This is a genomic window from Streptomyces sp. NPDC045956 (assembly GCF_056430705.1).
Map to the genome: position 1 here is coordinate 589,935 of NZ_JBWKKZ010000002.1, position 23,408 is coordinate 613,342.

Annotated in this window: 21 protein-coding genes; 17 read left to right on the plus strand and 4 right to left on the minus strand. The window is 73.1% G+C overall.

The genetic code is table 11. The features are described 5' to 3' along the window. Positions 1-42: 42 nt before the first annotated feature. The 3 genes from AC07FV_RS08390 to AC07FV_RS08400 all read left to right on the plus strand — a co-directional run bounded on the left by AC07FV_RS08390 (position 43) and on the right by AC07FV_RS08400 (position 2,553). Positions 43-768 carry a class I SAM-dependent methyltransferase gene (locus AC07FV_RS08390; protein ID WP_479085586.1) on the plus strand — a complete coding sequence of 242 codons (726 nt, stop codon included), beginning with the start codon at positions 43-45 and terminating at the stop codon, positions 766-768. Between the two features lie 78 nt (positions 769-846). Beyond that, complete coding sequence (locus AC07FV_RS08395; protein ID WP_479085588.1) at positions 847-1,650, plus strand: alpha/beta fold hydrolase; 804 nt, start codon at positions 847-849, stop codon at positions 1,648-1,650. 180 nt (positions 1,651-1,830) lie between these two features. Beyond that, positions 1,831-2,553, plus strand: a complete 723-nt coding sequence (locus AC07FV_RS08400; RefSeq protein WP_479085589.1) for an FAD binding domain-containing protein — start codon at positions 1,831-1,833, stop codon at positions 2,551-2,553. A 24-nt stretch (positions 2,554-2,577) separates the two neighbouring features. Here AC07FV_RS08400 and AC07FV_RS08405 read toward each other — a convergent pair whose 3' ends face one another. Continuing rightward, positions 2,578-3,417, minus strand: a complete 840-nt coding sequence (locus AC07FV_RS08405) for a lysozyme (protein ID WP_479085590.1) — start codon at positions 3,415-3,417, stop codon at positions 2,578-2,580. Between the two features lie 158 nt (positions 3,418-3,575). On the opposite strand from AC07FV_RS08405, the gene AC07FV_RS08410 reads away from it, so the two are divergent. The 7 genes from AC07FV_RS08410 (at position 3,576) to AC07FV_RS08440 (ending at position 8,988) form a co-directional block, all read left to right on the plus strand. Then, the gene (locus AC07FV_RS08410) at positions 3,576-4,520 is read left to right on the plus strand and encodes a DUF1731 domain-containing protein (RefSeq protein ID WP_479085591.1); all 945 of its coding nucleotides are present in this window, start codon (positions 3,576-3,578) and stop codon (positions 4,518-4,520) included. Between the two features lie 255 nt (positions 4,521-4,775). Beyond that, positions 4,776-4,940 (plus strand): 50S ribosomal protein L33, encoded by a 165-nt coding sequence (gene rpmG / locus AC07FV_RS08415; RefSeq protein ID WP_384696512.1) that lies wholly within the window; start codon positions 4,776-4,778, stop codon positions 4,938-4,940. 27 nt (positions 4,941-4,967) lie between these two features. Next, entirely contained in the window at positions 4,968-5,090 is a 123-nt protein-coding gene (gene ykgO / locus AC07FV_RS08420; protein WP_479085593.1) for a type B 50S ribosomal protein L36, read from the plus strand. A 113-nt stretch (positions 5,091-5,203) separates the two neighbouring features. Next, positions 5,204-6,280 carry a polyprenyl synthetase family protein gene (locus tag AC07FV_RS08425; protein WP_479085594.1) on the plus strand — a complete coding sequence of 359 codons (1,077 nt, stop codon included), beginning with the start codon at positions 5,204-5,206 and terminating at the stop codon, positions 6,278-6,280. Positions 6,281-6,478: 198 nt separating this feature from the next. Continuing rightward, positions 6,479-6,763, plus strand: coding sequence for a polyprenyl synthetase (locus tag AC07FV_RS08430; protein WP_384696519.1), 285 nt, complete (start codon positions 6,479-6,481; stop codon positions 6,761-6,763). After that, entirely contained in the window at positions 6,756-7,814 is a 1,059-nt protein-coding gene (locus AC07FV_RS08435) for a polyprenyl synthetase family protein (protein ID WP_479085595.1), read from the plus strand. The genes AC07FV_RS08430 and AC07FV_RS08435 overlap by 8 nt, the downstream gene beginning before the upstream one ends. Before the next feature lie 13 nt (positions 7,815-7,827). Beyond that, positions 7,828-8,988 (plus strand): oxygenase MpaB family protein, encoded by a 1,161-nt coding sequence (locus AC07FV_RS08440; protein WP_479085597.1) that lies wholly within the window; start codon positions 7,828-7,830, stop codon positions 8,986-8,988. 58 nt (positions 8,989-9,046) lie between these two features. Here the strand turns inward: AC07FV_RS08440 and AC07FV_RS08445 are convergent, their stop codons facing one another. After that, positions 9,047-10,147: a DUF475 domain-containing protein gene (locus AC07FV_RS08445; protein ID WP_479085599.1), complete on the minus strand. Its 1,101-nt coding sequence runs from the start codon at positions 10,145-10,147 to the stop codon at positions 9,047-9,049. Positions 10,148-10,357: 210 nt separating this feature from the next. Between AC07FV_RS08445 and AC07FV_RS08450 the strand changes: the two genes are divergently transcribed. After that, a complete protein-coding gene (locus AC07FV_RS08450; RefSeq protein ID WP_384696526.1) occupies positions 10,358-10,804 on the plus strand; it encodes a Fur family transcriptional regulator in 447 nt (148 codons plus the stop codon). Between the two features lie 23 nt (positions 10,805-10,827). Continuing rightward, complete coding sequence (gene katG, locus AC07FV_RS08455; protein WP_479085601.1) at positions 10,828-13,044, plus strand: catalase/peroxidase HPI; 2,217 nt, start codon at positions 10,828-10,830, stop codon at positions 13,042-13,044. 50 nt (positions 13,045-13,094) lie between these two features. On the opposite strand, the gene AC07FV_RS08460 is transcribed toward katG, so the two are convergent. Then, complete coding sequence (locus AC07FV_RS08460) at positions 13,095-14,081, minus strand: GlxA family transcriptional regulator (RefSeq protein WP_479085603.1); 987 nt, start codon at positions 14,079-14,081, stop codon at positions 13,095-13,097. 71 nt (positions 14,082-14,152) lie between these two features. Here AC07FV_RS08460 and AC07FV_RS08465 point away from each other — a divergent pair, with 71 nt between their 5' ends. Both AC07FV_RS08465 and AC07FV_RS08470 read left to right on the plus strand, forming a co-directional pair. Then, complete coding sequence (locus AC07FV_RS08465) at positions 14,153-15,466, plus strand: MFS transporter (protein ID WP_479085604.1); 1,314 nt, start codon at positions 14,153-14,155, stop codon at positions 15,464-15,466. A 123-nt stretch (positions 15,467-15,589) separates the two neighbouring features. Beyond that, positions 15,590-15,856, plus strand: a complete 267-nt coding sequence (locus AC07FV_RS08470) for a hypothetical protein (protein WP_479085606.1) — start codon at positions 15,590-15,592, stop codon at positions 15,854-15,856. Here AC07FV_RS08470 and AC07FV_RS08475 read toward each other — a convergent pair. Beyond that, positions 15,775-16,824 carry a helix-turn-helix domain-containing protein gene (locus AC07FV_RS08475; protein WP_479085607.1) on the minus strand — a complete coding sequence of 350 codons (1,050 nt, stop codon included), beginning with the start codon at positions 16,822-16,824 and terminating at the stop codon, positions 15,775-15,777. The two genes, AC07FV_RS08470 and AC07FV_RS08475, sit on opposite strands and share 82 nt — an antisense overlap. A gap of 88 nt (positions 16,825-16,912) precedes the next feature. On the opposite strand from AC07FV_RS08475, the gene AC07FV_RS08480 reads away from it, so the two are divergent. From AC07FV_RS08480 to AC07FV_RS08490, 3 genes are all read left to right on the plus strand, one after another. Then, positions 16,913-18,448 carry an alpha/beta fold hydrolase gene (locus tag AC07FV_RS08480; RefSeq protein ID WP_479085608.1) on the plus strand — a complete coding sequence of 512 codons (1,536 nt, stop codon included), beginning with the start codon at positions 16,913-16,915 and terminating at the stop codon, positions 18,446-18,448. 227 nt (positions 18,449-18,675) lie between these two features. Next, complete coding sequence (locus AC07FV_RS08485; protein WP_479085610.1) at positions 18,676-21,528, plus strand: carbohydrate-binding protein; 2,853 nt, start codon at positions 18,676-18,678, stop codon at positions 21,526-21,528. Between the two features lie 16 nt (positions 21,529-21,544). After that, positions 21,545-23,323 carry a ThuA domain-containing protein gene (locus AC07FV_RS08490; RefSeq protein WP_479085612.1) on the plus strand — a complete coding sequence of 593 codons (1,779 nt, stop codon included), beginning with the start codon at positions 21,545-21,547 and terminating at the stop codon, positions 23,321-23,323. Positions 23,324-23,408: the final 85 nt, after the last annotated feature.

Genomic DNA, 23,408 nt, shown 5'->3' on the forward strand with positions numbered 1-23,408 from the left:
GCACGAGGCCACCGCGCCGGGGCCTCCGCTACGGTCGGCCGCATGGCTGACGAGTGCTTCCGGCATCCACGGCTCGCCGCCGTCCACGACGCCCTGGACCCCGACCGCGGTGACCTCGACGCCTACGTGCGCATGGCGGAGGAGTTCGGGGCCTCGCGGGTACTGGACATCGGCTGCGGCACGGGAGTGTTCGCCCTGCTGCTGGCCGACCGCGGCGTCGAGGTCGTCGGCGTCGATCCCGCCGGTGCCTCGGTCGACGTGGCGCGGCGCAAGCCGGGCGGTGACCGGGTGCGGTGGATCGAGGGCGACGCGACCGCGCTGCCCGCGCTGCGGGTCGATCTGGCGACCATGACGGCGAACGCCTCCCAGGAGATCACCGACCCCGGCGCGTGGCACGCCACACTCCGTGGCGCCTACGAGGCCCTGCGGCCGGGCGGGCGCCTGGTGTTCGAGACGCGGGATCCGGCCCGGCGCGCCTGGGAGGGATGGAACCGCGAGGGGACGTACCGGGTCACGGAGGTGCCGGGCGAGGGCACGGTGGAGAGCTGGTGCCGGCTGACGGAGGTGCGGTGGCCGCTGGTCCGCTTCCGCTGGACCTATGTCTTCGGCTCCGACGGCGAAGTGCTCACCTCCGACTCGACGTTGCGCTTCCGGCAGCGGGAGGAGGTCGAGGCGGACCTGGCGGCGCGGGGTTTCGTGGTGGAGGAGGTGCGCGGAGCCCCCGACCGTGCGGGACGGGAGTTCGTCTTCGTCGCGCGACGCCCGTAGGACGGCGGGTCCGCGCCGGCGGACGACGCCCGCACGCTTCCTCCCCGGGGGTGCGAAGCCCCCGTTAGGGTGCCGGGAATGAACTCCGTAACCGTGCGCGGCGCCACGATCGAGTACGACGACTCCGGTCCCTCGGCCGGGCTTCCGGTCCTCCTGATCCACGGGCACCCCTTCAACCGCTCCCTGTGGGCGCCCCAGGTGCAGGCGCTGACGGCGGCCGGCCACCGGGTCGTCGCCCCCGACCTGCGCGGTTACGGTCGCAGCAGCGTGACGCCCGGCAAGGTCCTGCTCGCCGACTTCGCCGACGACCTCGCCGCGCTCCTGGACCACGTGGGTGTCGAGCGCGCGGTGGTCGGCGGCGTCTCCATGGGCGGTCAGATCACGATGGAGTTCCAGCTGCGCCACCCGGACCGGGTACGGGCCCTCGTCCTGTCCGACACCTCCGCGCCCGCCGAGACCGCCGAGGGCAAGGAGTTCCGCAACCGGCTGGCCGACCGTCTCCTCGCCGAGGGCATGGACGGTTACGCGGACGAGGTCATCGACAGGATGCTCGCCGCCTACAACGTCACCGCCCTGCCGGACGTGGCCGCCCGTGTCCTGGAGATGATGCGCGCCACCGATCCCCGCGGTGCCGCGGCGGCGCTGCGCGGGCGGGCCGAACGCCCCGACTACCGGGACGTCCTGGCCGCCGTGAAGGCACCGGTCCTCGTGGTCGTCGGCGCGGACGACGTCTACACCCCGGTCGCGGAGGCAGAGGCCATCCGGGGGCTCGTGCCGCACTCCACCCTGGTCGTCGTCGACCGGGCCGGCCATCTCCCGGGCGCCGAGCGACCCGAGCCGTTCAACCGCGCGTTGCTGGACTTCCTGGCCACGCTGGGGTGACCCGCTCGGGTGAGGCCGCTTCGGCGTGGTACTCCGGCGCGCGAACAGCGCACATGGTGCATGAGTGAGCCCTGTACGCGCCCCCGCGGGGGTACGGAGAATGCGCAGTGACCGTGATCACGCGGCGGGGGGCGCGGTGCCGACCGACCGCCGCCCTCCGGGGAAAGCAGGTCGATCGCCGTGCTGTTGCGTCTGCCCACGTCCGTGTCCGAAGCGCAGGAGTGCATGGCACAGGGAGCGGTGCCCATAGGCGGGGCGACCCTCGTGTGGGCCACCTGGCAGCGGGACGGCTTCCCCGAACTGGCCATGTCGCTGCGCGAGTTGCCGGAGGCGTCCGTGATCGGGCCCGAGGAGCTGGGAGCGGCAGTGGTACTGCACCACATGGACGGCCGCGTCCCGGAGGTGCTGCGCGGGGCGGCCGGCACCGTGGGCACCGGAGCCGTACGCCGGACGGCCACGGTCGGGGGCAACCTGGTCGGCAGCAGCCTGCGGTGCCTGCTGCCCGCGGCCCTGGTGCTGGACGCCCGCGCCCGGGTGCTGGGACCCGAGGGGGCCTACGAGACCGATCTGCCGGAGGTCGTCGCCAAGCGCCATCTGCTGCTGGGCCTGCGCTGGCGCACCCCGCTGGCCAGCGGGTACCGCAAGCAGCCCGCCGAGGCCGGCGGACCGCCGCCGCTGGTGGTCGCCACCGCCGTGCACGCCGAGGACGGGGGCCCGAGGCGGATACGGGTCGCCGTGCGCGACGGCTACGAGGTGCTCGACGGGAGCGCACCGTGCCACGCGGACGCCGGTGAGGTCTTCGACCTGCTGCGGCGTACGGACATCGGCGCGCTGCCCCCCGGGGCGCGGGACGTGGTGCGCGAGCAGGTCGCCGACGTCCTGGGTTCCCTCGCCGAGCGCTGACGGAGCCGCCCGGACCGGCGGGCCTCAGCCGTTGGCCAGCGCCTTGACCTGGTCCAGCGTGCCGTTGAACTTGTCGTGGTCCCCGACGGTCGGTCCGGACGAGGTGTACTGCCACATCGTGTGGTAGTCCCAGCCGGCCGGGAGGGGGCCGGGGGTCGAGGCGTACCGGGCGATCCACAGCGGGTTGGCCGCGCCGAAGCCGCTGTAGTCCCCGGTGCACTGCTTCCACCAGTTGGTGGAGGTGTAGATCACGGCGTCACGGCCGGTCCGCGCCCGGTAGCGGTCCAGGAAGTCGCCGATCCAGGTGACCATCTGACTCGCCGTCCGGCCGTAGCAGGTGTCCCCGTAGGGGTTGTACTCGATGTCGAGGACTCCCGGCAGCGTCCGGCCGTCCTTGGACCAGCCGCCGCCGTGGTCCACGAAGTAGTCGGCCTGGGCGGCACCGCCGGCGCCGTCCGGGGTCGCGAAGTGGTACGCGCCGCGGATCATGCCGACGTCGTACGAACCCCCGTACTGCTGTGCGTGGTACGGGTTGCGGTAGGAGGTCCCCTCGGTGGCCTTCACATAGGCCCACTTGACCCCGCTGCTCCACAGGGTCGGCCACGCCACGTTGCCCTGGTGGCTGGAGACGTCGACCCCTTCGGTCTGGGTGACCCGGGTCCCGGCGGGCTGCCCCTGGACCCCTTCGTGGGCCAGGACCCCCATGCCCATGTGGGCGGAACCGCGGACGGGCGTCGTGCCCGTCCCGTCGGCCGACGCGGGGACCGCGGACGCGGTCAGGAGGAGGGACGGGACGGCGAGGAGGACGCCTGAGGTGAGCAGGCGACGGGAGTGGCGGGACGCCACGGCTATGGGTCTGCGCATGGCACCCATCCGATCCGCTGTCGCGCCGGACCGCATCCCACGCTCGTCCAGACGGTGTCGGCGGCGGGCCCCACCGCGGGACGGCACCCCGCCGACCCCCCGTTTGAACGTGTTCAAATCTGGGATAGGGTCGCCGTACGACGAAGGGGGAGCAGCCCATGAAGATCGTGATCCCCGGAGGGACGGGGCAGGTCGGGACGGTGCTGAAGCGTGCCTGGACCGGGGCCGGACACGAGGTCGTGGTGCTCAGCCGCCGGCCCGAGCGGCCCGGCGAGGTCCCGTGGGACGGCAGGACGCCGGGGGACTGGTTCAAGGAGATCGACGGCAGCGACCTGGTCGTCAACCTGGCCGGCCGCAGTGTGAACTGCCGTTACACCCCCGCCAACCTACGGGCCATGAGGGACTCGCGCGTGCACTCCGCACGCGTCGTGGGCGAGGCGATCGCGGCGGCCGCCGAACCGCCTCCGGTCTGGTTGCAGATGAGCACCGCCACCGTCTACGCCCACCGCTTCGACGCGCCCCACGACGAGGCCACCGGAGTGATCGGCGGCCGGGAGCGCGACGTGCCCGCCTACTGGTCCTACAGCGTCGACATCGCCCGGGCCTGGGAACGGGAACAGGAGCGCGCCGACACCCCGCACACCCGCAAGGTCGCCCTGCGTTCCGCCATGGTGATGAGCCCCGACCGGGGCGGCGTCCTGGACGTCCTGCTGCGGCTGGCGCTCCTCGGGCTCGGCGGCCCCGTCGCGGGCGGCGCACAGTACGTGTCCTGGATCCACGAACGCGACTTCGTCCGCGCCCTCGACTTCCTGGCCGCCCGCGACGACCTCACCGGCCCGGTCAACCTCGCCGCTCCGGCCCCCCTGCCGCAGCGGGCCTTCATGCGCGCCCTGCGGCAGGCGCGGGGGATACCGGTGGGCCTGCCCGCCACACGGTGGATGGCCGAACTCGGTGCCCTGGTCCTGCGCTCGGACACCGAACTGCTCCTCAAGAGCCGGCGCGTCGTCCCCGGCCGTCTGCTCGACGCGGGGTTCGCCTTCGACCACCCCGCGTGGCCCCAGGCGGCCGAGGACCTCGTACGGCGGCTGCGCGGGCGAGGGTGAGCCGGCGGCACGAGCGGACCGGCTCGTCGCCCGTCCGCGCGGACCGAGGTCGAGCGGACCGAGGTCGACGAGTGCTGAAGCGCCCGCGGGGGCGTCTCCCGCGGACGCGGCCGGCAGCGCCCCCGGTCGAGCGCCGCCGCCGTCCCGTCGGGGACGCGGGCCGCCGGGAATGCACCGCCGGACGGCACTGTTGACACCGCTGACCGACATGCGCGGGACGGATCGGCAGCCCGCGCTCCGGTCGGAAGGAGCACCATGGCACGCAGCACCGCACGCCCGCTCGTCAAGCTGAGGTCGACGGCCGGGACCGGCGTCACCTACGTGACGCGCAAGAACCGACGCAACGACCCCGACCGGCTCGTCCTGCGCAAGTACGACCCGGTGGCGGGAGAGCACGTCCCGTTCCGCGAGGAACGCTGAACGGCACGACGGAGCAAGGAGGCGATCATGAAGGTGCGCAGTTCCCTGCGCTCGCTGAAGGCCAGGCCGGGCGCACAGGTGGTGCGCCGCCACGGCGTGACCTACGTGATCAACAGGAAGGACCCGCGCTTCAAGGCCCGCCAGGGCTGAACCGCGAGTGACCCCGAGGCCCGGCCCCGCGACGGCGGAGCCGGGCCCCGCCGTGTCCGGGCCACCTGGCACACTGCTCAGCGTCACCCGCCCGGCCCCAGGAGGACCTCGCCATGCCCGAGCAGCCGCCGGACCGTGCCGCCCGGTGCGCGCGCCGGTTCAACGCGCTCTTCGCGGAGTACTTCGACACGCTGGGCGCGACGCTGGAGGCGCCGTCCTTCAGCCGCTTCACGCCGGAGTGCCTGGAGCTGCTGCGCGACCTCTCCCTGCGGGGCGGCAAGCGGATGCGGGTCGTGCTGCTGCACGAGGCCGCGCGCCTGGTGCGGGACGAGCCCGTCCCGGGGCTGGACGCCGCCGCCCTGAGCATCGAACTGCTCCAGACCCACGGCCTGGTGCACGACGACCTCATCGACGACAGCGCCACCCGCAGGGGCGGACCGACCACCTACCACGCCTACCGGGAGCGGTTCCCCCGCCACCCGCAGGCCGCGCTCGGGCTCACCGTCCTCGCGGGGGACCTCGCGCTCGCCCTCTCCCTGCGCGTGCTGCTGGACGACGTGCAGCTCCCGGTCGAGGTGCGGCAGGCCATGATCGAGGTCCAGACACGCGCCGCGACCGACACTTTCGTGGGGCAGATCGCCGACCTGGAGCGTGACTTCGCGCCCGCCGCCCCGGACGACGAGATCCTGCACGACGTGGCCGACCACAAGTCCGCCCGCTACTCGGTCCTCGCCCCGCTGTACCTCGGACTCCTGGCCGCGGGCGGACAACCGGCCCACCACGACGAGGAGTTGCGCCGCTACGCGCGACTGGTCGGCATCTGCGGCCAGATGCGCGACGACTACCTGGACCTGTTCGGCGACGCGGCCGCCATGGGCAAACCGACGGGCACCGACCTCCGCGAGGGCAGGCACAGCTACACCGTCGCCCGCCTGCTGTCCGCGGCGAGCGGTGCCGAGCGCACCCTCGTGGAGGCGGCCCTCGGGAACCGGACCTGCACCCCGGAGACCGTCGCCGCCGTCCGGGAGATCGGTGAGCGTCGCGGCGTGGCCTCCCGCATGCGGGCGGACATGCGGCGCCACGCCGAGCAGGCCGGCCTGGTGGCCGCGGGCTGGCGTCCGCGGTGGCGCGAGGAGGCGGTCGACTTCTTCGAGCGGCTTCCGACGTGGAGCGTCGAGCGGGCCGGATGAACCGCGGGTCGCGCCGGGGGAGCGGCTGCGGACGACTGAACCGCCCGTCCGACGCCGGTTCGCCCGACGTCGCTCGCCAGTTCCCCGCATCGCTCGAAGGGGTATTCGCGATCTTTCGCCCGTTCTGCCCGGTCATGATCGGACCGGATGCGCCGTCGACCGGGCGCATCGCCGACGACGCGATCTCCGGGGAGAAGCATGACGCACGCGACGCGACGGGGCAGAGGCAGGGACGACCAGGCCGTGCTGGTGGTCGCCGGACTGGCCGACCTGGCGGTGAGCACCCTCGGGTCGGCGGTGGGCGCGGTGCGCGGTCTGCTGCGCCGCTCGGACACCGCCGACCTGGTGCGCGAGGCGGAACAGGACCTGCAGGCCCGGGGCAGGCTGGCCCTGGAGCGGTGCAGCAACGTGCCGCCCGCCCACCTGGAGGTACTCGCCCGGCACGTGCGCGGGCGCCGGGCGGCCGACGGCGTCGATGACTGACCGCTGGGACCCGGCCGCCTTCAAGGTCCGCGTCGACGGCGTGCTGCACGGCTTCGTGGACGAGGAGGCCGGTCACCTGGTGACCCTCGACGACGCCCTCACCCCCGTGGCCGAGCAGCTGCGCGGCGCCGCCGGGCACGGCAAGCGGCTGCGGGCCGCCTTCTGCTACTGGGGCTGGCGAGCGGCCGGGCAGCCCGACGACGACGCGCTGGTGCGGGCGGCGGCCGCCATGGAGCTGGTGCACGCCGCGGCCGTCGTCCACGACGACCTCATCGACGACAGCCCGCTGCGGCACGGTCTGCCCACCGCCCACGTCGCCCTGGAAGCCGTACTGGCCCGGGACGGCCGCCGCCGGGCCCGTACCGCCGCCCGGTCCCTGGCCATGCTGGTGGGCGACCACCTGATGGCCCTCGCGGGACGGCTGTTCGCCGACTGCGGCCTGCCCGGCGCCTACCTCGCCCGCGCCCGGGGGCTGTGGGGCGAACTCGCCCGGGAACTCATCGCCGGCGAGTGCCTGGAGATCCTGCACACCGGCGGCCGGCCGGACACCGCGACCTCGCTCAAGGTCGTCCGGTACAAGACCGCCAAGTACACCGTCGAACACCCCCTGCTCCTCGGCGGCCTGCTCGCCGGCGCCGGCCCGGGCCTGCGGGACGCCTACTCCGCCTACGGCCTGCCGCTCGGCGAGGCCTTCCAGCTCCGCGACGACCTGCTCGGCCTCTTCGGGGACCCGGAGCGCACCGGCAAGGCGGGCCTGGACGACCTGCGGGCCCACCGGCCCACCGCACTGCTGGCCGAGACCTGGCGGGCCGCCGACGCGTCCCAGCGGGAGCGGCTGAGCGGGGTGCTGGGCCGTGACGACCTGGACGGGACGCACCTGCGCGACGTGCGCGCCCTCATGCGCGAGCTGAAGGCACCGCAGCGCGTCGAGCGGATGATCGGCGCCCGGGTGGAACAGGCCACCCGCGCCCTGGACCGCGCCGACACGCCCCCGTACGCGCGCCGGGCGCTGCACGCACTCGCCCAGCAGGCCACCGACCGCATCCACTGACGAGGAGACCGCGATGACCTACACCGAGACCTCGATGGACGCCCTGCGCCGCGGGGGCGACGAACTGGCCGACGCCGTCGTCGCCACCCTGTTCGAGCGGGGCGAGATCGGCACGTTCAACTCCCTGATGCGCTACGTCTCCACGACCGGCCAGGCGCTGCCGGAGGGCCTGCCCGGCGTCGCCAGGGAGTACCTGCGGGCGACGGCCGCCCCGCCCGACTGGGTGGACTGGAACGAGATGGAGAAGGCCCGCCTCTTCTTCATCGACAACAACGTGCACATCTCCACCGCGCTGTCCTTCGCGTCCATGCCCGCCTGCTACGTCGTCCCGCACGTGGCCAGGCTGCTGTCCGCCACCCACGGTCTGAGCTACCCCTCCAAACGCATGGCGGAGACCGGCCAGTTCACCGTCTACCTCATGCAACCGGACGCCTTCGAGGCCGGTGGCCGCTTCATCCCGGCCGCCCAGAAGGTACGTCTGCTGCACGCCGCCATCCGCCACCACCTGAAGCGGGAGGACCGCTGGGACACCGACGCCCTGGGCGTACCGATCTGCCAGGAGGACATGATCGGCGGGCAGATGTTCTTCTCCCTGCTGGTCCTGGACAGCCTGCACCGCCTCGGTGTGCACATGTCGGCCGAAGGGGCGGACGCGTACTTCTACGCCTGGCGCGTGGTCGGCGCCATGCTCGGAGTCGACCAGAGCGCCGTCCCCCGCACGCTCGACGAGGCGCGCCGGTTCCTCGACCTGTACATGCTGCGCCACATGGGCCCCTCCGAGGAGGGCGCCCACCTGACGCGGCAGCTGATCGACCTGTACGAGGAAGTGGTCCCCGGCACCCTCTTCGACCCGGTGGTCTCGGCCCTGATCCGCTACCTCGTCGGGGACACGTGCGCCGACTGGCTGGAAGTGCCCCGGACCACCTGGGACACCCTGGTGAAGGCGGCTCCGCACCTCCTGGGCGTCCTGGAGGCCATCGAGGACCGCTCGCCGCTGGGCGCGTGGGCGCTGGACCGGATCGGCCACCTCACGACGGTCCTCGAACTGTCCTCCCTCACCCGCGGACGCGTCATGCACTACGCCATCCCCGAGCAACTGAGGAAGGACTACGGTGTCTCGGGCGCCGCGGCCCGCACCCGGCGCTGGACCCCGCCGCCCGCGACCGTCTCCTGAGGCAGGGTCACCCGCCGCGCGGCTCCTGCCCGCCCCCGCGGCCCGGCCGCGTCCGGCGTCAGGAAGCCGCGGCCAGGGCGCGGTTGCGGCGCACGGAGGACCAGAACGCGGCGCCGATCAGGAGGACGCCGATGAGGCCGGTGACGATCTCGTTGATCTCGTACTGGATGGTGACCAGGAGGATGACGGCGAGGGCGCCGATGGCGTAGTGGGCGCCGTGCTCCAGGTAGACGTAGTCGTCGAGGGTGCCCTGGCGGACCAGGTAGACGGTGAGCGAGCGGACGTACATGGCGCCGATGCCGAGGCCCAGGGCCATGAGCACGATGTCGTTGGTGATGGCGAAGGCGCCGATGACGCCGTCGAAGGAGAACGACGCGTCCAGGACCTCCAGGTAGAGGAACATGAAGAACGCGGCCTTGCCGGTGAGGGCGACGGCCGAACGGTTCCCGCCGGAACGCGCCGCCTCCGTCCCGGCCTCGCGCTCGCGCTCCTTCTCCCGCTCGAGCTTGTCCTCGAAGAAGCCGGAGAGACCGCCCACGACCATGTACGTGATCAGGCCGCCGATGCCGGCCAGGAGCACCGTCTGCGCCTTGTCGGCGTGGATGCCGCCGTGCTGGTGGGCATGGGCGCCGAAGGTGACGGCGGAGGCGAGCAGCGCGATCAGGGCGACGCAGACCGACAGCATGTCCACCCGGCCGAGCTTGGCCAGCGCGCGCTCCAGCGGACCGAGCCACTTGATCTCGCGGTCCTCGAGGACGAAGTCGAGGAAGATCATGAGCAGGAACATGCCCCCGAAGGCGGCGATCGAGGGATGGGCGTCCGTGACCAGCTCCTGGTAGCGCTCCTTGTCCGTGAGCGCCAGGTGCACCGCGGACCACGGGCTCAGCCGGGCGCTGACCGCCACGATGACGACGGGGAAGACCAGGCGCATCCCGAAGACGGCGATCAGGATGCCGACGGTGAGGAAGATCTTCTGCCAGAAGGCGCTCATCTTCTTCAGGATGCCGGCGTTGATCACCGCGTTGTCGAAGGACAGGGAGATCTCCAGCACGGCGAGGATCGCGACCAGGCCGAAGGCGGTCCACCCGTCGTACAGCACCCCCACGGCCAGGCCCAGGGCGGTGACGGCGAAGGCCCACCGGAACGTCTTCAATAGCACGGGCTGCTCACTCACTCCTGTTGTCGCGCTGTGCCGCTGTGCCGGATGCGGCGTTCCCTGCCAGTGCCCCGCACTCACGTTGTCTACCACGATCGTTCACCGCCACCGGGGCAAGCCCGGCACGGCGCCGCCCCTCAGCACCGGATCGTCACCAAAATTGATCGCTTCGTTTCCTTGAGGCTTTCGTGTTTGGCGGAGTAGGTTCCCGCCATGACCGCATCCCGGGATACGGCCGTCGCCTCGGAACTGCGCGGGGCCGGCCTACGCGTGACCGCAGCCCGTGTCGCGCTGCTCGAGACCGTCCGGCGGGGCGGTCACCTCGACGCCGAGACGGCCGCCGCCCAGGTGCGCCTGCGCGTGGGGCACGTCTCCTTGCAGGCCGTGTACGAGGCGCTGCACGCGCTCACCGCGGCGGGGCTCGTGCGCCGCATCCAGCCGCCCGGCGGCCCGGCGCGGTTCGAGGGGCGGGTGGGGGACAACCACCACCACGTCCTGTGCCGGTCCTGCGGCGCCCTCGCCGACGTCGACTGCGCCGTCGGCGAGGCGCCCTGTCTGACCGCCTCCGACGACCACGGCTTCGCGATAGACGAGGCCGAGGTCATCTACCGGGGCCTGTGCCCCGACTGCTCCACCCCCGGCAGTACCCCAGCACCTTGATCCGCCCCTCCGGAAGGATGTCCATGTCCGAGAACCACGACGCCATCGTGACCGACGCGAAGACCGAGGAGACCGGTGGTTGCCCGGTCGCCCACGGACGCGCCCCGCACCCCACGCAGGGGGGTGGAAACCGCCAGTGGTGGCCGGAGCGGCTCAACCTGAAGATCCTCGCCAAGAACCCCGCGGTGGCCAACCCGCTGGGTGACGACTTCGACTACGCCGAGGCGTTCGGGTCGCTCGACCTGCCGGCCGTGAAGCGCGACATCGCCGAGGTCCTCACCACCTCGCAGGACTGGTGGCCCGCCGACTTCGGCCACTACGGCCCGCTGATGATCCGCATGGCCTGGCACAGCGCGGGCACCTACCGCATCAGCGACGGCCGCGGCGGCGCCGGCGCCGGACAGCAGCGGTTCGCGCCGCTCAACAGCTGGCCCGACAACGGCAACCTCGACAAGGCCCGCCGCCTGCTGTGGCCGGTCAAGAAGAAGTACGGGCAGAGCCTGTCCTGGGCCGACCTGCTGGTCCTCACCGGCAACGTCGCCCTGGAGCAGATGGGCTTCGAGACCTTCGGCTTCGCCGGTGGCCGCGCCGACGTCTGGGAGGCCGAGGAGGACGTCTACTGGGGCCCCGAGACCACCTGGCTCGACGACCGGCGCTACAGCGGCGACCGCGAGCTGGAGAACCCGCTCGGCGCCGTCCAGATGGGCCTGATCTACGTCAACCCCGAGGGCCCCAACGGCAACCCGGACCCGATCGCCGCCGCCCGCGACATCCGCGAGACGTTCCGCCGCATGGCGATGAACGACGAGGAGACCGTCGCGCTGATCGCCGGCGGCCACACCTTCGGCAAGACCCACGGCGCCGGCCCCGCCGACCACGTCGGCGACGACCCCGAGGCCGCCTCCATGGAGGAGCAGGGCCTGGGCTGGCGCAGCACCTACGGCACCGGCAAGGGCGGCGACGCCATCACCTCCGGCCTGGAGGTCACCTGGACCTCCACGCCGACGCGCTGGAGCAACGGGTTCTTCAAGAACCTCTTCGAGTTCGAGTACGAGCTGGAGCAGAGCCCGGCCGGTGCGAACCAGTGGGTGGCCAAGGACGCCCCGGAGAGCGTCCCGGACGCGCACGACCCGTCGAAGAAGCACCGCCCGAAGATGCTCACCACCGACCTGTCGCTGCGCTACGACCCGATCTACGAGCCGATCTCCCGCCGCTTCCACGAGAACCCGGAGGAGTTCGCGGACGCCTTCGCCCGCGCCTGGTACAAGCTGACCCACCGCGACATGGGCCCGAAGTCCCTCTACCTCGGCCCGGAGGTGCCCGAGGAGACCCTGCTCTGGCAGGACCCGCTGCCGGAGGCCGACGGCGAGCCCCTCGACGCCGAGGACGTCGCCACCCTCAAGACCAAGCTCCTCGAGTCCGGCCTGTCCGTCTCGCAGCTGGTGTCCACCGCCTGGGCCTCGGCGTCCACCTTCCGCGGCAGCGACAAGCGCGGCGGTGCCAACGGCGCCCGCATCCGCCTGGAGCCGCAGCGCGGCTGGGAGGTCAACGAGCCCGACGAGCTGGCCCAGGTCCTGCGGGTCCTGGAGGGCGTCAAGCAGGAGTTCGACTCCGGTGCCAAGAAGGTCTCCCTGGCCGACCTGATCGTCCTCGGTGGCACCGCCGCCGTGGAGAAGGCCGCCAAGGAGGCGGGCTTCCAGGTGCAGGTCCCCTTCACCGCGGGCCGGGTGGACGCCACGGAGGAGCACACCGACGCCGAGTCGTTCGAGGCGCTGGAGCCGGTCGCCGACGGGTTCCGCAACTACCTCGGCAAGGGCAACCGCCTGCCGGCCGAGTACCTGCTGCTCGACCGTGCGAACCTGCTCACCCTGAGCGCGCCCGAGATGACCGTGCTCGTCGGCGGCCTGCGGGTCCTGGGCGCCAACCACCAGAACTCCCAGCTCGGCGCCTTCACCAGGACGCCGGGCTCGCTGACCAACGACTTCTTCGTGAACCTGCTCGACCTGGGCGTCACCTGGAAGTCGACCTCCGAGGACCAGACCACGTTCGAGGGCCGCGACGCCGCCACCGGCGAGGTCAAGTGGGCGGGCAGCCGCGCCGACCTGGTCTTCGGGTCCAACTCCGAACTGCGGGCGCTCGCCGAGGTCTACGCGAGCGACGACGCCAAGGAGAAGTTCGTCCACGACTTCGTCGACGCCTGGGTCAAGGTCATGAACCTCGACCGCTTCGACCTGGTCTGATCCGCCGGTGTCCGGACCGGCCCGCCCGTCGGCCGGTCCGGACACCCGCGCTACACCGTCCCGCGAAAGGTGTTGCGGTACGCCCGCGGCGACACACCGAGCGCCTCGCGGAAGTGCTGACGCATCGCCGTCCCGGTGCCGAACCCGGCGCGGGCGGCGATGCGGTCGACCGGCTCGTCGCTGCGCTCCAGCAGCCGCCGCGCGTAGTCGAGGCGCTGCCGGCCGAGCCACTGCATGGGCGTCACCCCGGTCTCCTGCCGGAACCGCCGGTTGAGGGTCCGCACGCTCATCGCCGCCTGCCGCGCGAGGTCCTCCAGGGTGAGCGGCTCGCCCAGCCGCTGGAGCGCGTAGGTCCGGGCGGCGGCCGTCGAGGCGTCGTCGGCCTGCGGGACGGGCCGGTCGACGTACTGCGCCTGGCCCCCCTCGCGATGCGGCGGGACCACGGTGCCCCGCGCCACCCTGTTCGCGACCTCCACGCCGTGATCGTCGCGGATCATGTGCAGGCACAGGTCGATCCCCGCGGCGACGCCGGCCGAGGTGAGCACTCCGCGGTCGTCCGTGTAGAGCACGTCCGGATCGACGTCCACCTCCGGGTACAGCGAGGCCAGTTCGGCACACGACTTCCAGTGCGTCGTGGCCCGGCGCCCCTCCAGCGCGCCGACCGCGGCCAGGACGAAGGAGCCGGTGCAGATGGACGCCAGCCGGGCGGAGGCCGGGACCCGCTCCAGCGCCGCCCGCACCGGGTCGGCCAGCCGCCCCCGCTCCTGCGGCCCGTAGTCCTCCACCGCCGCCGGCACCACCACCGTGTCGGCGCTCTCCAGGACCTGTGGCCCGTGCCGGACGTGCACGCCGAAGTCCGTGTCGGTGGCGATCTCGCCCGGCGCGCTCGCGCAGGTGAGCACCGAGTACAGCGGCCGCCCGTCCTCATCGGCGGCCGTCCCGAACAGCCGGTGCACGATGCCCAGTTCCATCGGCAGCAACCCGGGGCGCACGAACACCGCCACCCGGTGCGGCGCCCGGCCTCGCTCATCAGTCATGACCAGATTCTTTCACTCGCTGTCCATCTGGCCAGTGGTGTGTGCTCCGGGACCGGCGAAGGGTGGTGCCCATGCGCCACACGACCCGACACCTCCGCACCCTCCCCGGCCACCGCGCCTGGTGGACGGCGGCCCTCACCGCGGCCACGATCGTCGTCGCCGGTGCGTTCTCCACCCTGCCCGGCATCCTCCAGAGCCCGCTGCACGACGAGTTCCACTGGTCCCGCGGCACCATCGGCCTCGCCGCCTCGGTGAACATGGTCCTGTACGGCCTCACCGCCCCGTTCGCCGCGGCCCTGATGGACCGCTTCGGCATCCGGCGGATCGTCGGCACCGCCCTCGGCGTCGTCGCCGCGGGAGCGCTGCTCACCACCGTCATGACCGCCGCCTGGCAGTTCACCCTCCTCTGGGGCCTCCTGGTGGGCCTCGGCACCGGCGCGCTGTCCATGACCCTCGCCACCACCGTCGCCAACCGCTGGTTCACCACCCGCCGCGGCCTGGTCACCGGCATCCTCTCCTCGGCCGGCGTGCTCGGGCAGATGGTCTTCCTGCCCGCCCTGTCCTGGACCGTCGACCACCACGGCTGGCGTGCGTCGCTGGCCGCGCCGGCCCTCGCCGCCCTGGCCGTCCTGCTCCTGGTCCGGCTCGCCCTCGCCGACCACCCCGCCGACGGCGGTCACCGCCCCTACGGCCACGCCGCCTTCGTCCCCAAGCCGCCCCCCGTCCCGGGCGCGGCACGGCGCGCCCTCACCGTCCTGCGCGACGCCGCGCGGACCGCCCCCTTCTGGCTGCTCGCCACCGCCTTCGCCGTCTGCGGTGCCTCGACCAACGGCGTCATGTGGACGCACTTCACCCCCGCCGCCCACGACCACGGCATGCCGGTCACCACCGCCTCGGCACTGCTGGCGCTGATCGGCGTCTTCAACGTCGCCGGCACCGTCGTCGCCGGCTGGCTCACCGACCGGCTCGATCCGCGCAGGCTGCTGGCCGTCGTCCTCACCGCGCGCGGTCTGCTGCTGGTCGCGCTGCCCACGCTCATGAGCGCGACCGTGACGCCGCCCATGATGGCCTTCGTCGTCCTCTTCGGACTCCTCGACCTCGCCACGGTGCCCCCCGTCATCGCCCTGTGCCGCGCCTTCTGGGGCGACGACAGCGCCATCGTCTTCGGCTGGGCCAACGCCGCGCACCAGGTCGGTGCCGCGCTGGCCGCCGTCCTGGGCGGCGTCGTACGGGACGCCTTCGCCGGCTACGACCCGCTGTGGACCGTCCTCGGCGCGGCCTGCGCCGCCGCGGCCCTCCTCGCCCTCACCGTCCGCCGCACTCCCGGCGCGGGCACGACCCGCCAGGGCCGAAAAGCGGTGGCCGCACCCGGGACGCGGTGCTGAGACGAGGCGGTGCGCGAGACGACGCGGACGGTGGTGGACCGGGGACGGTCCCAGGACACCGTCACCCCCTGCGAGGAAGCCGTCCGGCAGTCGTTGTCAGTGGCGGATGCGAGGCTGCGCGTCATGGATGAGGTGGAGTTCATGCGCGGCAGGGTCTACGGCGCCGACCACGACAGCCCGGGCCCGCGGGTCGGCCGGGCCTACGTCCAGTTGGTGGGCGGCCCCCTGGACGGTCTCCTCCTGGACGTCACGGACCTCACGGAGCGCGAGCGGGCCAGGGGAGTCGTCCTGGCCACGGAGATAGGCCGCTACGGCCCGGGCGGCCGCTCCGCGTACGGTCCGCGGCCTCGCGACCGCAGGCGCTTCGACTGGCGGGGCGACGTGCCCTGAGGCACCGCCGCCGGCGCCCCCGTCTCGTCGAGCAGGGCCGCGAGCAGCCAGTCGTGCGCGGTGCCCGGGGTCGGCTCGGGCCGCCGGCCCGGCGGGGTGGTCACCTCGGCGACCAGCTCCCAGTAGCGGTCGATCCGCGGGTCGGCCGCGAGTTGTCCGGCCAGCAGGCGACGGAAGTCCGGAGTGTCCCGGACGCCGTACGCGCTCGTGTACGCGCCGACGAAGCCGTCCAGCGCCTCGCCCGGGCCGGGGGGCCGGTCCCGGCGCAGCTGGACGCCCGCCAGCTCGTACGCCTCCGCCAGCCCCGCGTACAGCACGACGGCCCCGCGGGCACCCGCCGCCCGGTGCGCCTCGGGCTGCGGCCGCGCGGCACCCGGGCACGGGGCGAGGGTGAGGGCGTTGAGCCGCGCGAAGGCGAGGACCTGCGCCGGGGCCGGATCGTCGGGCGGCCTCGGCACCGCGACCTCCAGGAACGCGCCGGTGGACCGGGCCGGCATCCGCGGCGGCAGCCAGCCGCGCCAGAACCGGACCAGCGGGGCCGTGCCGGGCGGGACGCCCATGGCGCCGATCAGCCGCAGCCGGTCCGGCCGCTCCCCGGGCGCGCACTCCCGCACCAGACGCAGCGCCGCCTCCCGCCAGCGCAACGCCCGCAGCTCGTCGCCCACCTCGCGCAGCCGCCCGGCGACGGCGGCCTCCAGCGCACCCCCCGCGGCGCGCGCACCGCACGCGTCGTCCTCCTCGTCGAGGACCCGGCGCGCCTCGGGGACGGACACCCCCAGGGCCCGCAGGGACCGGATCAGCCGCAGGCGTTCGAGTGCCTCGGGGCCGTAGCGCCGGTGCCCGCCGGCGCTGCGGGAGACCTCCGGCAGCAGTCCGCGGTCGGAGTAGAAACGGACCGTCTTCACGGTGACGCCCGCCCGCTCGGCGAGTTCGCCGATGCCGTGCAGCCCGTCGTCCGACGTGGTCACTTGAACCTCCCTCAGGGGGAGTTCCTACCGTACCGGCGAGCGCGGGCCGGTGATCGGGCCGGCCCGCACAGGCACGACAGGAGAGACCATGACCGCGTTCGTCCTGGTGTCGGACATGTTCACCGGCACGCACGTCTGGCAGGACACCGCCGCCCGACTGACCGCCGCCGGCGCCGAGGCGCACCCGGTCGTCCTCACCGGGCTGGAGGGTCCGCGCGCCGTGCCGGCGAGCGGCGTCGACCTGGAGACCCACATCGCGGACGTCCTCGCGGTGGTCGACTCGGTCGGCGCCACGACGGACCGGAAGATCGTGCTGGTCGGCCACGGCTACGGCATCCACCCCGCGCTCGGCGCCGCCGACCGGAGGGCCGGGCGCGTCGACCGGATCGTGTACCTGGACTCCGGCATGCCCAGGGACGGCGCCCCGGCCCTGGCCGCAGTGCCCGACCAGTCCCTGCGAGCACGGCTGACCGGCGCGGGCGAGGACCGGGGCATCGGTGAGGTCCTGCCGCCCCCCGCCGGGCGCGACGCGTGGCGGCTGTGGGGCAGCACCGCGGGCGTGGACGACACGGCGCTCGACCGGCTCACCGCGCACGCCGCACCGCAGCCGCTCGGCACCCTGCTCCAGCCGCTGCGCCTCACCGCCGCCGTCACCGCGGTACCCACCACCGGCGTGCTGTGCACGGAGAACGGCGCGAGCATCGACACGGTGCAGATGCGCGTCGGCTTCGGCGACCCCGCGCTGCAGGCCCTCACCGACCCGCGGGTGACCTTCTTCGAACTGGCCACCGGGCACTGGCCGATGCTCTCCCGCCCCGCGGAGCTGACGGACGTGCTGCTGCGGGCCGCGGCCGGTGAGGGACGCCGGCTGGTGCCCGCCGACGCGGCGGCCCCACCGGCACACCTGCGGCCGTTCCTGCTCGACGTGCCCGAAGCGCCCAGGGAGCGGCACGGGAACGTCGACCTCCACCTGCCCGGAGCCGACGGGCCCAGGCCCGCGGTGCTGTTCGTGCACGGCGGCCCGGTCCCCGCCGACGCCCGGCCCACGCCGAGGGACTGGCCGACCCTCAAGGGCTACGCGCGCGGCGCGGCGGCCGGCGGCGCGGTGGGCGCCGTCGTCGACCACCGTCTCCACGACCTGGCCGACTTCGAGCGCGCCGCCGCGGACGTGGCCGCCGCGGTGGAGGCGGTCCGGGCCGACCCGAGGGTGGACGCGGACCGGATCGCGCTGTGGTTCTTCTCGGGCGCGGGCCTGCTCGCGGCCGACTGGCTCGCCGCGCCCCCGGCGTGGCTGCGCTGCCTGGCGGTCACCTACCCGGTCCTCGTACCCCTGCCCAACTGGGGCCTGTCCGGCACCCGTTTCCACCCTGCGCGAACGGTGGCGGACGCCGGCGCGCTGCCCGTCGTGCTCACCCGCGTCGGTCTGGAGATGCCCGAGATCGCCGCCACCGTCGAGGAGTTCCTGTCGGCGGCCGAGGACGGCGGAGCGGACGTGGAGGTGATCGACGTACCGCACGGACACCACTCGTTCGAGACCGTCGACCCGACCGACGAGTCCCGGGCGGCCGTCCGGCGCGCGATGCGGGCGGTGCTGGACCGCGTAGGCCGGCGCGGCGCGCCGTGATCCTCCTCGGCGACGCGTCCAGGCACTTTGTCCCGTCGGCGGAAAAAGAATAGAGATCTTGTGGAGAAGGGGGTTACAGGTTCGGACCAAGGCCGCTAACTTCCTTGAAATGAACCGGTCATAGCTGTCCCCCGACCGGCGCTCGACGGCGCGACGGCGCGCGCCCGTACTCCCTCACGGCAGACCCAGCATGCCTGCCGCCACCCCTCACTCTCCGGGAGAACCCAGTGCGCACGAGACCGCGCGGACACAGACGTGTCCGCTTCCTGCTGCCGGCCCTGGCGTGTGCCGTCGGCCTGACGCTGCCGTTGAGCCCGGCCGCCGCGTCCCCCGCGGACCCGGGCGGCGGCACCAAGGCCGCGGCGGCCGAGGAGTTCCAGCAGGTCACCCTCGCCAAGGGGGTGGCCGAGACGGGCGAACCCATGACCCTGGCGGTCCTGCCGGACCGCTCGGTGCTCCACACCTCTCGCGACGGCACCCTCCGGCGGACCGACGCGGCCGGCACCACGGCCGTGGCGGGCAGACTGGATGTCTACAGCCACGACGAGGAAGGACTCCAGGGCGTCGCCGCGGACCCCGGCTTCTCGGCCAACCGGTTCGTCTACCTCTACTACGCCCCCAAGCTGAGCACCCCCGCCGGTGACGCGCCGGCCAGTGGATCGGCGGCCGACTTCGCCCCCTTCGACGGCGTCAACCGGCTCTCGCGGTTCGTCCTGCGGACCGACGGCACCCTGGACACCGGCAGCGAGAAGAAGATCCTCGACGTGCCCGCCTCCCGCGGCCTGTGCTGCCACGTCGGCGGCGACATCGACTTCGACGCGGCCGGCAACCTCTACCTGTCGACGGGCGACGACACCAACCCCTTCGCCTCCGACGGCTACACCCCCATCGACGAGCGCGCCTCGCGCAACCCCGCGTACGACGCCCAGCGTTCCTCCGGCAACACCAACGACCTGCGCGGCAAGATCCTGCGCATCAAGGTGAACGCCGACGGGTCCTACGGCATCCCCTCCGGCAACCTCTTCGCCCCCGGCACCGCCAGGACCCGCCCCGAGACCTACGCGATGGGCTTCCGCAACCCCTTCCGGATGAGCGTCGACAAGGCCACGGGGACCGTCTACGTCGGTGACTACGGCCCCGACGCCGGCACCGCGAGCGCCTCCCGGGGACCGGCCGGGCAGGTCGAGTTCAACCGCGTCACCAAGGCCGGCAACTTCGGCTGGCCCTACTGCACCGGCGACAACGACGCCTACGTCGACCACGACTTCGCCTCCGGCGCTTCGGGTGCCGCCTTCAACTGCGCCGCCCCGAAGAACACCTCCCCGCGCAACACCGGCCTCACCGACCTGCCGCCCGTCCAGCCCGCCTGGATCCCCTACGACGGCGGTTCGGTACCGGAGTTCGGCGGCGGCTCGGAGTCGCCCATGGGCGGACCCGTCTACCGCTACGACGCGAACTCCACCTCCGAGGTCAAGTTCCCCGCCGAGTACGACGGCGACTTCTTCGCCGGCGAGTTCGGCCGGCGCTGGATCAAGCGCATCGAGGCCGGCGGCGACGGCACCGTGCAGTCCATCAACGCCTTCCCCTGGAGCGGCACCCAGGTGATGGACATGGCCTTCGGCCCGGACGGCGCCCTGTACGTACTCGACTACGGCACCGGCTACTTCAACGGCGACGCCAACTCCGCTCTGTACCGCATCGAGCACGTCACCGGCGGCCACGCCCCGGTGGCCCAGGCCAAGGCGAACACCACCTCCGGCAAGGCGCCCCTCGCGGTGGCCTTCTCCTCCGCCGGCAGCTCCGACGCGGACGGCGACGCCCTCGCGTACGCCTGGAACTTCGGCGACGGCGCCACCTCCACCGCGGCCAACCCGTCCCACACCTACACCACCAACGGCCGCTACACGGCCACGCTGAAGGTTACCGACACCACGGGCAAGTCCGCCACGGCCTCGGTGCAGATCACGGTCGGCAACACCGCGCCCACGGTGCGGCTCGACCTGCCGGCCGACGGGAGCGTCTACGACTTCGGCGCCGCCATCCCGTTCAAGGTGACGGTGACCGACCCCGAGGACGCCACCATCGACTGCGCCAGGGTGAAGGTGACCTTCATCGTGGGGCACGACAGCCACGGACACCCGCAGACCTCGGCCACCGGCTGCACCGGCACCCTGCGGACCCTCGCGGACGGTGAACACGACCCCAACGCCAACATCTTCGGCGTCATCGACGCCGAGTACACCGACCTGGGCGCGAACGGGCAGCCCGCCCTCACCACCCACGACCAGCACATCACCCAGCCCAGCCACCGGCAGGCCGAGCACTACGGGAACTCCTCGGGCGTCCAGGTCGTCACCCACGCTCCGGCGCACGGGGGCAGGACCGTCGGTCACATCGAGAACGGCGACTGGATCTCCTTCCAGCCGTACGCCCTCGGCAACACCACCGCCTTCACCGCCCGGGTCTCCTCCGCGGGGTCCGGCGGCACCATCGAGGTGCGCGCGGGCTCCCCGACCGGCACGCTGCTGGGCACGGCGACGGTGCCGGTCACCGGCGGCTGGGAGACGTTCCAGGACGTGACCGCGGCACTGAGCAACCAGCCCACCGGCTCCACCACCCTCCACCTGGTCTTCAAGGGCGGCAGCGGCTCGCTGTTCGACGTGGACGAGTTCTCCTTCTCCACCTCCGGCGCAGGCACCCGCACGGGTGCGGTGACGGGGGTGAACGGCAAGTGCCTGGACGTGGACAACGCGGGCACGGCGGACGGGACGAAGGTGCAGGTGTGGACGTGCAACGGGAGTACGGCGCAGAGCTGGACGGTAGCCGGTGACGGCGCGCTGAAGGCGCTGGGCAAGTGCCTCGACGTGTCCGGCGGCGGCACGGCGGACGGCACGAAGGTGCAGCTGTGGACGTGCAACGGCTCGGGTGCGCAGCAGTGGGCGGCGCAGTCGGACGGCACCGTGCGCAACCCGCAGTCGGGCAAGTGCCTGGACGCGTCGGGCGGCACCTGGAACGACGGGACGCCCGTGCACCTGTGGAGCTGCCACACCGGACCCAACCAGAAGTGGACCCTGCCGTAGAGAGGAGGCGACGATCATGCGCAACAAACTGAGAGCAGCCCTGGGCCTGTTCGCCGGAACACTGCTCTGCATGGCCCCCCAGGCCACCGCCCTTCCCGGCGTCGCCGCCGGTGACACCGCCCGCACCACCGCCGCGCAGGCGGCCCCGGAGACCGTGGCCCAAGCCGCGGCCGACCCGGCCTACAAGATCCTCGTGTTCTCCCGGACGGCGGGCTTCCGCCACTCCTCGATCGACGACGGCATCGCGGCGCTGCGGGCCCTCGGCACGGCGAACAACTTCACCGTGGACGCCACCGAGGACCCGGCAGCCTTCACCACCGGGAACCTCGCCCAGTACAAGGCGGTCGTGTTCCTGTCCACGACGGGCGACGTACTGGGCGGCGCGCAGCAGACGGCCTTCGAGAGCTACGTCACCGGCGGCGGCGGATACGTCGGCATCCACGCCGCCGCCGACACCGAGTACGACTGGCCCTTCTACGAGGGGCTGGCCGGCGCCCTCTTCCACTCGCACCCGGCCGTCCAGTCCGCGACCGTCGAGGTCGAGGACCGGGCCCACGACGCCACCGCGCACCTGGGCGGCACCTGGCAGCGGACCGACGAGTGGTACAACTACCGCACCAACCCCCGCACCACGGCCCATGTGCTGGCCTCCCTCGACGAGTCGAGCTACGCGGGCGGGAACATGAACGGCGACCACCCGATCGCCTGGTGCAAGGACTACCGGGGCGGCCGGGCCTTCTACACCGGCGGCGGCCACACCGACGAGTCCTACACCGACCCCGCCTTCCGCCGGCACCTGCTCGGCGGCGTCCGCTGGGCGGCGGGGATGACGAACGCGGACTGCCGCCCGGAGAGCGGCTACACGTCGCTCTTCGACGGCTCCGGCACCACCGGCTGGCAGCAGGCGGGCCCCGGCGGGTTCACCCTCGCCGACGGCACCCTCACCTCCCACGGGGGTCTGGGCCTGCTCTGGCACTCCGCCCGGGAACTCACCGGGGACTACTCCCTCAAGCTGGACTGGAAGGCGTCCGGCGACGACAACTCCGGTGTCTTCCTGGGCTTCCCCGCCTCCAGCGACCCCTGGTCGGCGGTCAACAACGGCTACGAGATCCAGATCGACGCCACGGACGCCGCCGACCGCACCACGGGCGCCGTCTACGGCTTCAAGTCGGCGGACCTTCCCGCACGGGACGCAGCGCTGAACCCGCCGGGGGAGTGGAACACCTACGAACTGCGCGTCACCGGCGAGCGGCTGGAGATCTTCCTCAACGGGTCGAAGATCAACGACTTCACCAACACCGACCCGGCGCGGAGCCTGGCCCAGGGGCACATCGGACTCCAGAACCACGGTGACGGCGACGACGTGGCCTTCCGCAACATCCGCGTCAAGCAGTCCGGCACGTCGCCCGGGCCCCGTACCGGTCGGGTGACGGGCGTGAACGGCAAGTGCCTGGACGTGGACAACTCCGGTACCGCGGACGGGACGAAGGTGCAGGTGTGGACGTGCAACGGGAGCGGGGCGCAGAGCTGGACGGTCGCCGCTGACGGGACGCTGAAGGCGCTGGGCAAGTGCCTGGACGTCTCGGGCGGCGGCAGCGCGGACGGCACCCGGATCCAGTTGTGGACGTGCAACGGCTCGGGCGCCCAGAAGTGGGCGGCGCAGTCGGACGGCACCGTGCGCAACCCGCAGTCGGGCAAGTGCCTGGACGCGTCGGGCGGCACCTGGAACGACGGTACGCCCGTGCACCTGTGGTCCTGCCACACCGGACCCAACCAGAAGTGGACCCTGCCCTGACGGGTGCGGTCACGTGAGTCGGCTGCCGGCCGCCCGGAAACGGGCGGCCGGCAAGCGTTTTCCGCCCGAGGTCTTGACGTGTACG

Excerpts from the sequence above, each read along its gene's own strand:
- AC07FV_RS08390 (WP_479085586.1), top strand. The coding sequence starts at position 43 with ATGGCTGACGAGTGCTTCCGGCATCCACGGCTCGCCGCCGTCCACGAC.
- AC07FV_RS08395 (WP_479085588.1), top strand. The coding sequence starts at position 847 with ATGAACTCCGTAACCGTGCGCGGCGCCACGATCGAGTACGACGACTCC.
- AC07FV_RS08405 (WP_479085590.1), bottom strand. The coding sequence starts at position 3,417 with ATGCGCAGACCCATAGCCGTGGCGTCCCGCCACTCCCGTCGCCTGCTC.
- AC07FV_RS08410 (WP_479085591.1), top strand. The coding sequence starts at position 3,576 with ATGAAGATCGTGATCCCCGGAGGGACGGGGCAGGTCGGGACGGTGCTG.
- rpmG (WP_384696512.1), top strand. The coding sequence starts at position 4,776 with ATGGCACGCAGCACCGCACGCCCGCTCGTCAAGCTGAGGTCGACGGCC.
- ykgO (WP_479085593.1), top strand. The coding sequence starts at position 4,968 with ATGAAGGTGCGCAGTTCCCTGCGCTCGCTGAAGGCCAGGCCGGGCGCA.
- AC07FV_RS08425 (WP_479085594.1), top strand. The coding sequence starts at position 5,204 with ATGCCCGAGCAGCCGCCGGACCGTGCCGCCCGGTGCGCGCGCCGGTTC.
- AC07FV_RS08430 (WP_384696519.1), top strand. The coding sequence starts at position 6,479 with ATGACGCACGCGACGCGACGGGGCAGAGGCAGGGACGACCAGGCCGTG.
- AC07FV_RS08435 (WP_479085595.1), top strand. The coding sequence starts at position 6,756 with ATGACTGACCGCTGGGACCCGGCCGCCTTCAAGGTCCGCGTCGACGGC.
- AC07FV_RS08440 (WP_479085597.1), top strand. The coding sequence starts at position 7,828 with ATGACCTACACCGAGACCTCGATGGACGCCCTGCGCCGCGGGGGCGAC.
- AC07FV_RS08450 (WP_384696526.1), top strand. The coding sequence starts at position 10,358 with ATGACCGCATCCCGGGATACGGCCGTCGCCTCGGAACTGCGCGGGGCC.
- katG (WP_479085601.1), top strand. The coding sequence starts at position 10,828 with ATGTCCGAGAACCACGACGCCATCGTGACCGACGCGAAGACCGAGGAG.
- AC07FV_RS08460 (WP_479085603.1), bottom strand. The coding sequence starts at position 14,081 with ATGACTGATGAGCGAGGCCGGGCGCCGCACCGGGTGGCGGTGTTCGTG.
- AC07FV_RS08465 (WP_479085604.1), top strand. The coding sequence starts at position 14,153 with ATGCGCCACACGACCCGACACCTCCGCACCCTCCCCGGCCACCGCGCC.
- AC07FV_RS08470 (WP_479085606.1), top strand. The coding sequence starts at position 15,590 with ATGGATGAGGTGGAGTTCATGCGCGGCAGGGTCTACGGCGCCGACCAC.
- AC07FV_RS08480 (WP_479085608.1), top strand. The coding sequence starts at position 16,913 with ATGACCGCGTTCGTCCTGGTGTCGGACATGTTCACCGGCACGCACGTC.
- AC07FV_RS08490 (WP_479085612.1), top strand. The coding sequence starts at position 21,545 with ATGCGCAACAAACTGAGAGCAGCCCTGGGCCTGTTCGCCGGAACACTG.